Origin of the sequence: Streptomyces endophyticus, from assembly GCF_035798155.1 — a bacterium.
GTDB classification, from domain to species: Bacteria; Actinomycetota; Actinomycetes; order Streptomycetales; family Streptomycetaceae; genus Streptomyces; species Streptomyces endophyticus.
This window is the reverse complement of record NZ_JAOZYC010000128.1, coordinates 55086-69269: the sequence shown is the minus strand read 5'-3', so window position 1 is coordinate 69269 and position 14184 is coordinate 55086. Positions and strand designations below refer to the sequence as shown.

Genomic DNA, 14184 nt, shown 5'->3' with positions numbered 1-14184 from the left:
CCTGTGGTGTGGGCATGGCCGGGGGCTCACTTCATGCGTGGGTGGTGGATTGCACTGGATTGGCCCACAGGGTACGCGGCGAAAGCGCTGGCCGTACCGGCCGTGCGCAATCCGGTCTCGCAGCGTGAGCATCCCGAGAGGCGTGCGCCGTGAGCTGCAAGACTTTCGTCATGAGCAACAGCGCGTCTGACTACTTGCCCACCCCCGCGCCCGCGGTGACCCTCGACGATGTCCGCGGCGCCCAGAAGATGCTTTCCGGGGTGGCGCGTGTGACGTCGATGGCGCACAGCCACCACCTGTCCCAGCTGGCAGGGACGCCGGTCCACCTCAAATGCGAGAACCTCCAGCGCACCGGATCCTTCAAGCTGCGCGGCGCCTACGTGCGGATCGCGGGCCTGCTGCCCGAGGAGCGGGCCGCCGGGGTCGTGGCCGCGAGCGCGGGCAACCACGCGCAAGGAGTGGCCCTCGCCTCCTCGCTCCTCGGCGTGCGCTCCACGGTGTTCATGCCGGTCGGCGCGCCCCTGCCGAAGGTCGCCGCGACCCGTGGGTACGGCGCCGAGGTACGCCTGCACGGACAGGTGGTCGACGAGACCCTCGCGGCGGCGCAGCAGTATGCGGAGGAGACCGGGGCGGTGTTCATCCACCCCTTCGACCACCCGGACGTCGTCGCGGGCCAGGGCACGCTCGGCCTGGAGATCCTGGAGCAGTGCCCGGAGGTGCGGACCATCCTGGTCGGCGTCGGCGGCGGCGGACTCGCGGCCGGCATCGCGGTCGCGGTGAAGGCGCTGCGGCCCGACGTGAAGGTGATCGGCGTGCAGGCGGCGGGCGCGGCCGCGTACCCGCCCTCGCTGGCCGCGGGGCACCCGATCGCGATCCCGTCCCCGTCGACGATGGCCGACGGGATCAAGGTGGGGCGGCCCGGCGACATCCCGTTCGAGCTCGTCTCCGGCCTGGTCGACGAGGTCCGTACGGTCTCCGAGGACGCGCTCTCCAGTGCTCTGCTGCTCTGCCTCGAGCGCGCCAAGCTGGTCGTCGAGCCCGCGGGCGCGAGCCCCGTGGCGGCGCTCCTGAGCGAGCCCGGAGCCTTCGAGGGCCCGGTCGTCGCGCTGCTGTCCGGCGGCAACATCGACCCGCTCCTGATGCAGCGCGTCCTCACCCACGGCCTGGCCGCCGCGGGCCGCTACCTCTCGCTGCGCCTTCGCCTGACCGACCGCCCCGGCGCCCTGGCCACGCTCCTCCAGGTGTTGTCAGTGGTCGACGCTAACGTCACCGATGTGAGCCACGTACGGACCGATCCGCGGCTCGGACTCACGGAGGCGGAGGTGGAGTTGCACCTGGAGACCAAGGGTCCCGCGCACTGCACCGAGGTCGGCGCGGCGCTGCGGGAGGCGGGCTACACGGTCATCGAGTAATTCCGTGGCGGTACGCGATACATCGCGTTAGTGTGTGGCGCGCTTCACTCTTGCCGGGCGCGGGGAGCCCGGCAAATTTACACTTTCCTCACATAGGTAGTCAGTTAGGTATCAGTCCACACACTGGGGGAACCGCATGCCAGGCGCTATCTACGCCGAAGGTCTGGTCAAGACCTTCGGCGACGTAAGGGCTCTGGACGGCGTCGATCTGGACGTACCGGAGGGCACGGTCCTCGGCCTGCTGGGGCCGAACGGGGCGGGGAAGACGACGGCCGTGCGCTGCCTGACGACCCTGCTCACGCCGGACAGCGGCAGGGCGGTCGTCGCGGGTATCGACGTACTGAAGAATCCGAACGAAGTGCGGCGCTCCATCGGCCTGTCCGGCCAGTTCGCCGCGGTCGACGAATATCTGACGGGGCGCGAGAACCTGCAGATGGTCGGGCAGCTCTACCAGCTGTCCAAGAAGGACGCCAAGAAGCGGGCCGTCGAACTCCTCGAGCGCTTCAACCTCGTGGACGCCGCCGACCGCCCCTCCAAGACGTACTCCGGCGGCATGCGCCGCAGGCTCGACCTCGCGGCCGCGCTCGTCGTGTCCCCGCCGGTGATGTTCATGGACGAGCCGACGACGGGCCTGGACCCGCACAACCGGCAGCAACTGTGGGAAGTCATCCAGGAGTTGGTCGCCGGCGGCACGACACTGCTGCTCACCACCCAGTACCTGGAAGAGGCCGACCACCTGGCGCACGACATCTGCGTCGTGGACCACGGCCGCGTCATCGCCCGCGGCACCGCCGACCAGCTCAAGGCGCAGACCGGCGGCGAGCGCGTCGAGGTCGTGGTGCACGAGCGCGAGCACATCGAGACGGCGCGAGAGATCCTGGCCGGCTTCGGCAAGGGCGAGGCCACCGTCGACGACCACACCCGCAAGCTGACCGTCCCGGTCACCGGCGGCGCGAAGCTCCTCGCGGAGGTCATCCGTGACCTGGACGCGCGCGGCATCGAGATCGACGACATCGGCCTGCGCCGCCCGACCCTGGACGACGTGTTCATCTCGCTGACCGGCCATGTGGCCGAGCAGGCCGACGCGGCTGATGAGGCTGATGCGGCCGAGGAGACGAAGGGGGCGAAGAAATGAGCGCCTGGAACGACTCCCTGGTCATCGGCAAGCGGAACCTGATCAGGATGACCCGGATCCCCGAGATGATCCTTTTCGGGATCATCCAGCCGGTGATGTTCGTGGTCCTGTTCACGTACGTCTTCGGCGGCTCGATCGCCATCCCGGGCGCCGGGGTCAGTGCCGGTGCCTACAAGGAATTCCTGATGGCGGGCATCTTCGCGCAGACCGTCACCTTCGCCACGGCCGGCGCGGGCGCGGGCATCGCCGACGACATGCACAAGGGCCTCATCGACCGGTTCCGGTCACTGCCTATGGCGCGCGGCGCGGTGCTCACGGGCCGCACCCTCGCCGACCTGGTGCAGACGGCCGTGACGCTGGTCGTGCTGGCGTTGGTGGCGCTGCTCGTCGGGTGGCGTACACACACGAACATCGGGGAGGTGCTGGCCGGTTTCGGCCTGCTCCTGCTGCTCGGCTACGCGTTCACCTGGATCGGCGCTCTGATCGGTCTGACCGTGCGCACCCCGGAGGCGGCGACCTCGGGCGGCCTGATCTGGCTGTTCCCGCTGACGTTCATCTCGAACGCGTTCGTCCCGGTCAACGGCATGCCGAAGTTCCTTCAGTACGTCGCCGAGTGGAACCCCTTCAGCGCCACGGTGCAGGCGGCACGCGAGCTGTTCGGCAACACGATCGCCGGTGTCCCCAAGTCGGTGACCGGCGCGTGGCCCATGGAACATCCGGTGTGGGCCCCGCTCTGTGTCCACTGGGCGTCAGCCGTTGAACGGCTCCGCCTTGAGGATCCGCACCGAGGCCTTCTTGCCGTTCGGCAGCTCGTACTCGGCGTCCTCGCCCACCTTGTGGCCGTTGACCCCCGAGCCGAGCGGGGACTGGGGGGAGTAGGTCTCGAAGTCGCTGCTCGCGTACTCGCGCGAGGCGAGCAGGAACTCCAGGGTGTCGTCCTCGTCGCCGTCGAAGGCGATCGTGACGACCATGCCGGGCGCGACCACGCCGGTCGCCGCCGGGGCCTCACCGACCTTGGCCCGCTCCAGGAGCTGGGTCAGCTGGCGGATGCGGAGCTCCTGCTTGCCCTGCTCCTCCTTGGCCGCGTGGTACCCGCCGTTCTCCCGCAGGTCGCCTTCCTCGCGTGCCGCGGCGATCTTCTGCGTGATTTCCTCGCGCGCGGGACCAGACAGGTGCGCCAGCTCGTCCCTGAGCTTGGTGTACGCCTCCTGCGTCAGCCAGGTGACGTCTTCGCTGGTCTGGGTCACAGGTCGCTCCTCGTAGGTACTGGGTATACAAAGCATCGCCCTACTCAGAAGGATGTTCCCTACTGAGTGGGCGAAACCACGAGCCTAACAATTCAGGCGTGAAAGGGGGAGGACAAAAGGCATCAGCGTTGCGTCGGCGCAGGTCAGCGCCCGCTGTTTCGCCGGCCCGTATCGACAATCAGTCGGCGTGGCAGCCCAGGAGCTCAGCGGTCGTGCCGTCGCCCGTCGTCTTCAGCGTGACGACCTTGTCGATCCGCTCGGACTTCTGATCGAAGCGGAAGTCGGCGCGCCCCACCTCGGCGCCGGCGGCGTCCTGCGAGCGGATCGTGCAGTAGCCGCTCGCGTCGGTGTCCTTGCGGATCTCCATGTGGACCTGGACGTCGTGCTTGTTCGTGTCGAAGGCGATGACCTCGCCGCTGAACTTGCTGCCGCCGACGACGTAGTACCAGCCGAACCAGATCATCAGGGCCGCGAACAGGGCGCCGAGGACGATTCCCGTGAGCTTCAGCTTGCGGTCGGCGCGGGCGTCGGCGGAGCGCGAGGATCCGTATCGGCCCTCGGGCAGCTGCTGCACGGCGCTCATCGGCCAGTTCCTCTCGCGTCGCCCGACAACTGGACGGGCACCGGAATTTTCCACCCCCGGGTTCCGTCACTATAGAAGCCGCCCGTTGCACTCCAGGCACCCGGGCGCCCCATATCTCACCGAGGAACTTGTCTTGACTGAGCAGCTGCGACTCATGGCCGTTCACGCCCACCCCGACGACGAGTCGTCGAAGGGCGCGGCCACGATGGCCAAGTACGTGTCCGAGGGGGTGGATGTGCACGTCGTGACCTGCACGGGCGGCGAACGCGGCTCCATCCTCAACCCGAAGCTCCAGGGCGACAAGTACGTCGAGAAGAACATCCGGGAGGTCCGCCGCAAGGAGATGGACGAGGCGCGCGAGATCCTCGGCGTGAAGCAGGACTGGCTGGGCTTCGTCGACTCGGGGCTGCCCGAGGGTGACCCGCTGCCGCCGCTGCCGGAGGGCTGCTTCGCCCTGGAGGACGTCGACCACGCGGCCGGTGCCCTGGTCAAGCAGATCCGCAGCTTCCGTCCGCAGGTCATCACGACGTACGACGAGAACGGCGGCTACCCGCACCCCGACCACATCATGACCCACAAGATCACGATGGTGGCCTTCGACGGTGCGGCCGACGCCGAGAAGTACCCCGAGGACGAGTTCGGGCCCGTCTACCAGCCGAAGAAGCTCTACTACAACCAGGGCTTCAACCGGCCGCGCACCGAGGCGCTGCACAACGCGCTGCTGGAGCGCGGCGTGGAGTCCCCGTACGGGGACTGGCTCAAGCGCTGGGACGAGTTCGCGCGGGTCGAGCGCACGCTGACCACGCACATTCCGTGCGCCGACTTCTTCGGGATCCGCGACAAGGCGCTGATCGCGCACGCCACGCAGATCGACCCCGACGGCGGCTGGTTCCGCGTGCCGATGGACATCCAGCAGGAGGTCTGGCCGACGGAGGAGTACGAGCTCGCGAAGTCGCTCGTCGATACCTCCCTCCCCGAGGACGACCTCTTCGCGGGCATCCGACACAATGCCTGATGTGAACGCGAATCTGGCATTGACCCATCTCGTCCCCCTTGCCGCCAAGGAGGTCGACGAGAACAAGGTGACTCCGGGTGTGCTCGGCTTCATCGTCTTCGCCGTGATGGCCGTCGCGGTCTGGGGCCTGATGAAGTCGATGAACAAGCACATGGGCAAGGTCGACTTCAAGGAGAAGTCCGACGAGCCCGCCGGTGCGACGAGCGGCAAGGACGCCGGGCAGACGTCCGCCTGAACCTGCCGTCGGCCCCGCGCGCGAGAGCGTAAGAGCGCGCGCGGGGCCGCTGCGCTGTCCGCCGCACGCCCCTGCCTGTCATGTCCAGGGCGGGCGGGGGCCTGCGGGGAGAGCGCCATGTCCACGACGGCCGTGTCCACGACCTGCGTGGCTACGACCGCTGGGCCTCCTTGGCGACGCCCATCACGTCCCGCGAGTGCCGGTTCGGCACCATGCCGAGGCGCCAGGCCTGCCAGCCCGCGTCCAGATCCACGCCCCGCTCCAGAAGCAGCTGATACGCCTCCACGTAGTCGTCGAGCTTGCCGTCGCGGGCCGGATGCGTGGCGGCGGCGAGCTGGGACAGCTCCTCCTGGGCGACCGCCGTGCCCACCTCCGAGCCGCCGGGGGAGGCGTACGGCAGGAGGGTGCAGCGCAGGAACGTCGCCCAGTCCTCGCCCCTTTGGTCCTCGTACCCGGCGAAGATGCCCGCCGCCTCCTCGCACAGCTCCATCGCCTGCGCGAGCCGCGCGTTGCCCGCGTCGACCACCGCGAGCTCCAGGCACGTCCACCCCTCGCCGTGCGGCACGCCGATGCGCTGGAAGTCGGCGCGGGCGTCCACCAGGAGCTGCCGCGCGAAGCCGGAATTGCGCAGCGAGCCCGTCTGCGCGGCCCGTTCGTCGCGGGTCACGCGCGCCGAGTGGTGGCGGGCGCAGGCCAGCCCGTACACGTCGCGCATCCGGGAGAACATCGTGCGCGAGCGCTCCAGCTCCCGCACCGCCTTGTCGAGGTCGCCGGTCTCCTCCAGGGCCTGACCCAGGTAGTAGTACGTCCACGCCTCACCGCGCGCGTCCTCGTTCTCCCGGTGCCGGGAGGCCGCCTGGCGCAGGCCGTCGACCGCGGCTGACGCCTCGCCGTCGATGAGCCGGGCACGGGCCAGCTCGGTCAGCGCCCAGGCCTGGCCGCGGCCGTCGCGGGTCTGCCCGTACAGGTCGAGCGCCTCCCGCAGCTCCTCCTCCGCGCGCGGCACGTTGCCCATCCGCAGGCAGAGCTGGCCGAGCTGGAAGTGCGCCCACGCCTCACCGTGCAGCGACTCGTTCTCGCGGTGCAGGGCGAACGCGTCGGTGAGCAGGGCGAGCGACAGGCGTACGTTCGCGCGGTCGCGCTCGACCGCCGCGAGCGCGTGCAGCGTCCAGCCGCGGTCGCCCTTCGTCTCCGGCGTCGTCTGCAGGTCGAGCGCCTCCCGCAACCGCCCGGCCGCCTCGGTGAGTTGGCCCTGGTGGTGCAGGGTGATGCCGAGGGAGCACAGTGCGCGGCCCTCGCCCGCCCTGTGGTGCGCCTCGCGGTAGAGGTCGACCACCGAGGACAGCGTCGTACGCGCCTTGTCGAGCTCGCCGAGCTGGCGGGCCGCGATACCCGTGCGCCACTGGACCGAGCGCATGAGCAGACCCTGGTCGATGGATTGCGTCAGCTCCTGGATCTCACCGAGCCGGTAGAGGTCGCCGCGCAGCAGGCAGTAGTCGCACAGGGCGCCGAGCAGACCGAGCACCGCGTCCTGGTTGACGCCCTCCGCGTGCCGCAGTGCCGCCGTGATGAAGCTCGACTCGTCGTCGAGCCAGCGCAACGCCGCGTCCAGGGACGTGAAGCCGTGTGGCCCGGTCTGGCCCGCGCGCGTCGACATGTTGCCGTCGACCAGGCGGATCACCGAGTCGGCCAGGTCCGCGTAGTTCTGGATCAGGCGCTCCTGCGCGGCCGTGCGCTCCGCGGGCTCCTCCTCGTCGGCGAGGCGGGCCTGGGCGAAGGCGCGGACGAGGTCGTGCAGGCGGTAGCGGCTGCCGCGCACGTGGTCGACGAGCCCGGCCGCCGCGAGCGCCGACAGATGACGCTCCGCCTCCGCCGTGGTGGTGGCGAGCAGCGCGGCCGCGGCGGCCGAGCCGAGCGAGGCGCGCCCGGCGAGCGCGAGCCGCCGCAGCAGCCGCCTGCCCTGTTCGGACTGGTCGGTGTAACGCAGCCACAGCACCCGCTCGACCGGGTGCACGGGCCCGTACGCGCCGAGGTCGGCGGCGAGCTGACGCGTCGTACGCGGCCCGATCGCGGAGCCCGCGACACGCAGCGCCAGCGGCAGGCCACCGCACAACTCCCGTACGGCATCCGTGGATTCGGCGTCGTACGGGCCGCCCGGATCCTCCGCGGCCTCCCGCAGCAGCTCCTCCGAGCCCGCCGCGTCGAGCGCCCGCACCGGCAGGTGGTGCACCCAGGCGGGCGTGTCGTCGCCGAGCTCCAGGGGCTCGCGCGTGGTGACGACGACGAGGCTGTCGGAGCGCTCGGGAACGAGCGTGCGCACCTGCTCCGCGCCCGCCGCGTCGTCGAGCACGATCGTCACGGGCAGCCCGGTCAGATGCTGGTGGTACAGCTCGCTGAGCCGCTTGACCTGCTGCTCCTGCGAGGAGCGCTCACGGAAGAGCAGCTGCTCGCGCGGCGCCCCGAGCCGGTTCAGCAGATGCAGCAGGGCGTCCCGCGTGGGCAGTGGCGGCGCGTCGGGACGGTCGCCGCGCAGATCCACCACGCACGCCCCGCGGAACTGGTCCCGCAGCTCGTGCGCGGCGCGCACCGCGAGCGTCGTGCGCCCCGCGCCCGGCTCCCCGTGCAGCACCACCACGGTCGGCCGGGTCTCGGTGCTGGCCCGCGCCGCGTGCACCCACTGCGCGATCTGCGACATGGCCGCACGCCGGCCCGCGAACGGCCCCTCTGGTTCCGGGAGTTGACCGAAGGACTGCTCAAGAACGCTGCGCCGCCGCGCGGCCGCACTCTTGTCGGTGCGGCGCAGCTGCGGCGTCGGCTTGTTCGAGCCGCCCGCCCCCGTGGACGCCGCGAGCACCCGCTGCTGATCGAGGAACGGCCTGATGCCCCGCACCTCCAGCGCGGTCAGCCACTGCAGCCGCAGCTGCTCGGGCCCGCCCGGCTGATTGCGCGCCCCGGCGCTGCGGCTCGCGGCCGGCACGTGCGAAGCGGTCACCTTCGCGACGGTCGCGGCGGAGCCGAGCACGGCGACGGCGACACCCGCGCCCACGGCCGTCCCGGTCCCCGCGCCCAGCACCAGATCCGCCAGGCAGGCCGTGACGGCACCGACTCCCGCCACCATCAGCGGAGTTGATCCCCCCTCCTTGGCGAACCGCTGCCCGAACGTCATCCGTCCCGCGTCGGCCGCGTCGAGGGCCCGGGTGAACGCGTCGTACTCGTCGGCCGCGCTGCGCCCCATGGCGTCGAGCGCGCCCTTCGCCCGCGACAGCAGCACAGCGCCGTCCGCGCGCCCGCCCGAACGCCTGACCTCTTCCTCCACGGCCCGGGCCAACAGCCGTTCGGCTTCCGCCCGATGGCTGTCCCGCATCTTCGGTCCCCCTCCGGTGGCGACAGTACGGGGTCAAGTGTGCTGCGTATGGGGTGTCGGCGCGAGGGTCCGGGCGATCAGAGACGCGACGCGGATCACCATGAGCGAGGATGGGAGGCATGCCGAACCGACTGGCCCACGAGACGTCCCCCTACCTCCTCCAGCACGCCGACAACCCGGTGGACTGGTGGCCCTGGTCGGCCGAGGCCTTCGCGGAGGCGCGGCGACGCGGGGTCCCGGTGCTGCTCAGCGTCGGGTATTCGAGCTGTCACTGGTGCCATGTGATGGCTCACGAGTCCTTCGAGGACCAGGCCACCGCCGCCGTCCTGAACGAGAACTTCGTCAACATCAAGGTCGACCGCGAAGAGCGCCCCGACGTCGACGCCGTCTACATGGAGGCCGTGCAGGCCGCCACCGGGCAGGGCGGCTGGCCCATGACCGTGTTCCTCACGCCGGACGCCGAGCCGTTCTACTTCGGCACGTACTTCCCGCCCGAGCCGCGCCACGGCATGCCCTCGTTCACCCAGGTCCTGCACGGCGTACGGGACGCCTGGACCGACCGGCAGGGCGAGGTCACCGAGGTCGCCGGGAAGATCACCGCCGATCTGGCCGCGCGGGAACTGCCGTACGGGAACACGGAGTTGCCCGGCGAGAACGAGCTGGCGCAGGCGCTGCTCGGGCTCACGCGCGAGTACGACGCGACGTACGGCGGCTTCGGCGGCGCGCCGAAGTTCCCGCCGTCCATGGTGATCGAGTTCCTGCTGCGGCACCACGCGCGCACCGGCGCCGAGGGCGCGCTGCAGATGGCCGTGGACACCTGCGAGCGGATGGCGCGCGGCGGGATCTACGACCAGCTCGGGGGCGGGTTCGCGCGGTACTCCGTGGACCGGGAGTTCACGGTGCCGCACTTCGAGAAGATGCTGTACGACAACGCGCTGCTGTGCCGGGCGTACGCGCACCTGTGGCGTTCCACGGGCAGCGAACTGGCCAAGCGCGTCGCCCTGGAGACCGCCGACTTCATGGTGCGCGAACTGCGGACCAACGAGGGCGGATTCGCGTCCGCGCTCGACGCCGACAGCGAAGACCCGGCGAGCGGGAAGCACATCGAGGGCGCGTACTACGTGTGGACGCCGCGGCAGCTGACCGAGGTGCTGGGGGAGGCGGACGGCGAGGTGGCCGCCCGGTACTTCGGCGTCACGGAGGAGGGGACGTTCGAGGAGGGCGCCTCGGTGCTCCAGCTCCCGCAGGGGGACGAGGTGCTCGACGCCGGGCGGGTCGAGCGGATCCGGCAGCGGCTGTCGGACGCCCGCGCCGAGCGGCCCGCCCCCGGCCGGGACGACAAGATCGTCGCCGCGTGGAACGGGCTCGCGATCGCCGCGCTCGCCGAGACCGGCGCGTACTTCGGCCGCCAGGACCTCGTGGACGCCGCCGTGTGCGCGGGCGATCTCCTCGTACGGCTGCACATGGACCCGCTCGCCCGGCTCGCGCGCACCAGCAAGGACGGGCACGTCGGTGCCAACGCGGGCGTCCTTGAGGACTACGCCGACGTCGCCGAGGGCTTCCTCGCGCTGGCGTCGGTGACGGGCGAGGGCGTGTGGCTGGAGTTCGCCGGGTTCCTGCTCGACCACGTCATCGACCGGTTCACCGACCCGGAGAGCGGCGCGCTGTACGACACCGCCGCGGACGCGGAGCAGCTCATCCGCCGGCCCCAGGACCCGACCGACAACGCCACGCCCTCCGGCTGGACCGCCGCGGCGGGCGCCCTCCTCTCGTACGCCGCGCACACCGGCTCCGAGCCGCACCGCACCGCCGCCGAGCGCGCCCTCGGTGTCGTCAAGGCGCTCGGCCCGCGGGCGCCGCGGTTCATCGGGAACGGGCTCGCGGTCGCCGAGGCGCTGCTCGACGGGCCGCGGGAGATCGCCGTCGTGGGGCAGGTCGGGGGGCGGCTGCACCACGCGGCGCTCACCGGGACCGCCCCCGGGGCCGTCGTCGCCGCGGGCGAGGCGGGTGGCGGCGAGCTTCCGCTGCTGGTCGACCGGCCGCTCGTCGACGGGCACGAGGCGGCCTATGTGTGCCGCCACTTCGTCTGCGACGCGCCGGTGACCGAGGTCGAGCAGTTGCGGCGGATGCTGGGCGAGACGCAGGGCTAGCCTCGCGCCTAGGCCGTTCAGAGCCCGTGCTGCACCGTGTCGAGGGCGCGCAGCACGAGCTCGCGCAGTTCGCCCTCGTGGTCGTGCTCGGCCCAGTACATCGTGGCCTGCATCAGGGCGCCGACCAACGCCATCGCGTAGACGCGGACTTCGAGGTCGGCGGCGTCCCTGCCGGTGCGCTCCGCGATGACCCGGCACATCAACTGCCCGGTGACGGACATCGACTCCATCATCCGGGAGCGCACCGCAGGCGTCTCCACCTGGAGCCGCATTCGCAGCCGGGTGACCTCGGGCTCCTCGTTCGCGAAGGCGAGGTCCAGGCTGCGGTCGACGACGTGCCGTACGGAGTCGACGATCGGCTCGTCCTTGGGCCGCTTGAGCAGTTCCCGCTCCAGGATCGGATCGAACTCGTCCGTGAGGACGATGTCCTCCTTGGTCGGGAAGTAGCGGAAGACCGTGGACGGCGAGACCTCGGCGGCCTCGGCGATCTGCTCGACCGTCGTCGCGTCGTACCCCTGCTCCGCGATCAGGCGGTACGTCGCCTCACGGATCGCCGTCCTGGTCTTGATCTTCTTGCGCTCGCGGAGCCCGACCTTGGGCTCCGCGGGCTTCTGTGCTGACGCGGCCATGGCGCTCATTGTCGGGCATCGGCGCTGACCGGGGCCACCTCCGGGTCGGGAGCGTGATCGGCCTTCGCGGGGTCGGGCAGCAGTACCGCCGTCAGCAGCGCCGCGAGCAGGGCGACGACGCCGATGACGACGAGGGCGAGATCCATGCCGTGCACGAACGCGTCGTTCGCCGAGGCCAGGAGCGCCGGGTCGCCGAGCCGGTCCGCGACCGCGTGCGCGCCGACCACCGAGTCGCGCGCCGCGTCGGCCGCCGCTTCGGGCAGCCCCGTGGTGGCCAGCCGGGCCGTGTACGCGCCGGAGAGGACCGCGCCGAGCAGGGCCACGCCGAGCGCGCTGCCGGTCTGCCGCACCGTGGACAGCAGGCCCGAGCCGCGGCCCGCCTGGTCCTTGGCGAGTGCGCCCATGGCGCCGCCCATCGCGGGGATCATCGCGAAGGCGACGCCGATCCCGGCGATCGACAGCCACAGCGCCGTGAAGCCGTACCCGGAGTCGACGGTGGTGCGCGCCCCGAGGAACGCGGCGAAGGCGAGGACCACCAGGGACACGCAGATCACCGCCCGCGCCCCGAACTTGAGCACCAGCGGCTGCGCCAGCCGCGCCGCGAGGAGCATCCCGCCCATCATCGGCACGAGCCGCACGCCGGTACCGAACGAGTCGATGCCGAGCACCGCCTGGAGGTACTGCGGCAGCAGGAACAGCACGCCGGCCAGGATGAACATGCCGAGCGTCGCCGTCAGGGTGTTGGTGAGGAAGCCCCGGTGCGACAGGAGCGAGAGGTCGAGCATGGGGCGCTCCCCGCGCCGCTCGCGCAGTACCAGCGCGCCGATGAGGACGGCGGCGGCCACGAATCCGCCGATGACGACGGCGCTCGACCACCCCTTCGCGGGGCCCTCGATGATCGCGTAGATGAGGGCGCCGAGGCCGAGCGCGGTGAGCACGGTGGAGAGCGGGTCGACCTTCGGCGCGGCCGGGTCCCGGCTCTCGGGGAGCAGGAACAGGCAGGCGGTGATGCCGATCGCGACCATCGGCACGTTCAGTACGAACACCGAGCCCCACCAGAAGTGGTCGAGCAGCCAGCCGCCGATGATCGGGCCGAGAGGCATGCCGAGCGCGGAGGCCGCGGAGATCGCCCCGATGGCCTTCGTCTGCTCCTCGCGTGCGAAGAGCGAGGGGATGACGGACAGGGCGAGGGGCATGACGAAGGCGCCGCCGACGCCCATCAGCGCGCGGGCCGCGATCACCCAGTTCACGTCGCTCGCGAGGGCGCCCACCAGGGACGCGGCGAGGAAGACGCCGAGCCCGCCGATGAGTATCCGGCGCCGTCCGAACCGGTCGCCGAGCAGTCCCGCCGGGAGCATCAGCGCGGCGAACACCACGATGTACGCGTCCGCCATCCACTGCTGCTGGCCCGTGGTGGCGCCGAGGTCCTCGGCGATCGTCGGGAGCGCGACATTGAGGATCGTCATGTCGAAACCGAGCACCAGCATGCTCGCGACCAGGGCCCCGAGGGCCCACCAGCGCCGGGGGTCGGGGAGCGCCCCCACCTGTGGAGTGACAGTAACCATGAAATGAGAGTAGCTCTCAATTCATAGTCTCTGTCAATCCGTGGTTCCTCCCGGGAACGCGAAATGGCCGCGGCTGGTGAGCCGCGGCCATGTGAGGAAAGGGAAGGAAGGGTCAGCCGTGCTGGTACGCCACCAGCGAGATGCCGACGTAGTGCACGATGAAAGCGGCGAGCGTGAGCGAGTGGAAGACCTCGTGGAAGCCGAACCAGCGCGGGGAGGGGTTCGGGCGCTTGATGCCGTAGATGACGCCGCCCGCGCTGTAGAGCAGCCCGCCGACGATCACCAGGACGAGCACCGCGATGCCGCCCGTGTGCATGAAGTCCGGCAGGAAGAAGACGGCGGCCCAGCCCATCGCGATGTAGCACGGCGTGTAGAGCCAGCGCGGGGCGCCGACCCAGAACACGCGGAAGATGATGCCCGCCGCGGCCGCCGCCCAGACGCTCCACAGCAGCACGTCACCCTTGGCGCCCGGCAGCAGCAGCATCGTCAGCGGCGTGTACGTACCGGCGATGATCAGGAAGATGTTCGCGTGGTCGAGGCGGCGCAGCACGCCGTCCGCGCGCGGCCCCCAGTTCCCCCGGTGGTAGAGCGCGCTCACGCCGAACAGCAGGCAGGCCGTCAGCACGAAGATGCCGCACGCGATCCGGCCGCGCGTCGAGTCCGCGAGCGCCGTGAGGAAGATGCCCGAGATCAGCACGGCGGGGAACATGCCCGCATGCAGCCAGCCGCGCAGTCTTGGCTTCAGCACGGAGGGCTGGCCGGCGGGGAACTCTGGCTGCTCGGTGGCGACGCTCATCCCCGCATGGTACCTACGCGACCGTAGGTAACGGACCCGCTGAGTGGTGATGC

Annotated in this window: 11 protein-coding genes and 1 pseudogene; 6 read left to right on the top strand and 6 right to left on the bottom strand. The window is 71.0% G+C overall.

Annotation, left to right across the window (positions count from 1 at the left end; translation table 11 throughout):
• Positions 1 to 170: 170 nt before the first annotated feature.
• The 3 genes and pseudogenes from ilvA to OKJ99_RS21525 all read left to right on the top strand — a co-directional run.
• Complete coding sequence (gene ilvA / locus OKJ99_RS21535) at positions 171 to 1412, top strand: threonine ammonia-lyase (RefSeq protein WP_326018715.1); 1242 nt, start codon at positions 171 to 173, stop codon at positions 1410 to 1412.
• A 136-nt stretch (positions 1413 to 1548) separates the two neighbouring features.
• On the top strand, positions 1549 to 2547 hold the full coding sequence (locus OKJ99_RS21530) for an ATP-binding cassette domain-containing protein (RefSeq protein ID WP_326018713.1): 999 nt from the start codon (positions 1549 to 1551) through the stop codon (positions 2545 to 2547).
• Positions 2544 to 3281, top strand: a pseudogene (locus tag OKJ99_RS21525) (ABC transporter permease); the annotation flags it as partial. The gene OKJ99_RS21530 and the pseudogene OKJ99_RS21525, both read left to right, overlap by 4 nt.
• Before the next feature lie 15 nt (positions 3282 to 3296).
• Here OKJ99_RS21525 and greA read toward each other — a convergent pair.
• Positions 3297 to 3794, bottom strand: a complete 498-nt coding sequence (greA, locus tag OKJ99_RS21520; RefSeq protein WP_326018765.1) for a transcription elongation factor GreA — start codon at positions 3792 to 3794, stop codon at positions 3297 to 3299.
• Positions 3795 to 3972: 178 nt separating this feature from the next.
• Entirely contained in the window at positions 3973 to 4377 is a 405-nt protein-coding gene (locus OKJ99_RS21515) for a DUF4307 domain-containing protein (RefSeq protein ID WP_326018711.1), read from the bottom strand.
• 133 nt (positions 4378 to 4510) lie between these two features.
• Between OKJ99_RS21515 and mca the strand changes: the two genes are divergently transcribed.
• Together mca and OKJ99_RS21505 are read left to right on the top strand one after the other, a co-directional pair.
• Complete coding sequence (mca, locus tag OKJ99_RS21510) at positions 4511 to 5392, top strand: mycothiol conjugate amidase Mca (RefSeq protein ID WP_326018709.1); 882 nt, start codon at positions 4511 to 4513, stop codon at positions 5390 to 5392.
• Positions 5385 to 5627 carry a hypothetical protein gene (locus tag OKJ99_RS21505; protein WP_326018707.1) on the top strand — a complete coding sequence of 81 codons (243 nt, stop codon included), beginning with the start codon at positions 5385 to 5387 and terminating at the stop codon, positions 5625 to 5627. Before mca ends, OKJ99_RS21505 begins: the two co-directional genes overlap by 8 nt.
• Positions 5628 to 5778: 151 nt before the next feature.
• Here OKJ99_RS21505 and OKJ99_RS21500 read toward each other — a convergent pair whose 3' ends face one another.
• Positions 5779 to 8991 carry a tetratricopeptide repeat protein gene (locus OKJ99_RS21500; protein ID WP_326018706.1) on the bottom strand — a complete coding sequence of 1071 codons (3213 nt, stop codon included), beginning with the start codon at positions 8989 to 8991 and terminating at the stop codon, positions 5779 to 5781.
• Positions 8992 to 9110: 119 nt separating this feature from the next.
• Between OKJ99_RS21500 and OKJ99_RS21495 the strand changes: the two genes are divergently transcribed.
• Entirely contained in the window at positions 9111 to 11141 is a 2031-nt protein-coding gene (locus OKJ99_RS21495) for a thioredoxin domain-containing protein (protein WP_326018705.1), read from the top strand.
• A 17-nt stretch (positions 11142 to 11158) separates the two neighbouring features.
• Here the strand turns inward: OKJ99_RS21495 and OKJ99_RS21490 are convergent, their stop codons facing one another.
• From OKJ99_RS21490 to trhA, 3 genes are all read right to left on the bottom strand, one after another.
• Positions 11159 to 11770: a TetR/AcrR family transcriptional regulator gene (locus tag OKJ99_RS21490; RefSeq protein WP_326018703.1), complete on the bottom strand. Its 612-nt coding sequence runs from the start codon at positions 11768 to 11770 to the stop codon at positions 11159 to 11161.
• 5 nt (positions 11771 to 11775) lie between these two features.
• Positions 11776 to 13335, bottom strand: coding sequence for a DHA2 family efflux MFS transporter permease subunit (locus OKJ99_RS21485; RefSeq protein ID WP_326018702.1), 1560 nt, complete (start codon positions 13333 to 13335; stop codon positions 11776 to 11778).
• A 112-nt stretch (positions 13336 to 13447) separates the two neighbouring features.
• Entirely contained in the window at positions 13448 to 14131 is a 684-nt protein-coding gene (trhA, locus tag OKJ99_RS21480; RefSeq protein WP_326018700.1) for a PAQR family membrane homeostasis protein TrhA, read from the bottom strand.
• Between the last annotated feature and the right edge of the window lie 53 nt (positions 14132 to 14184).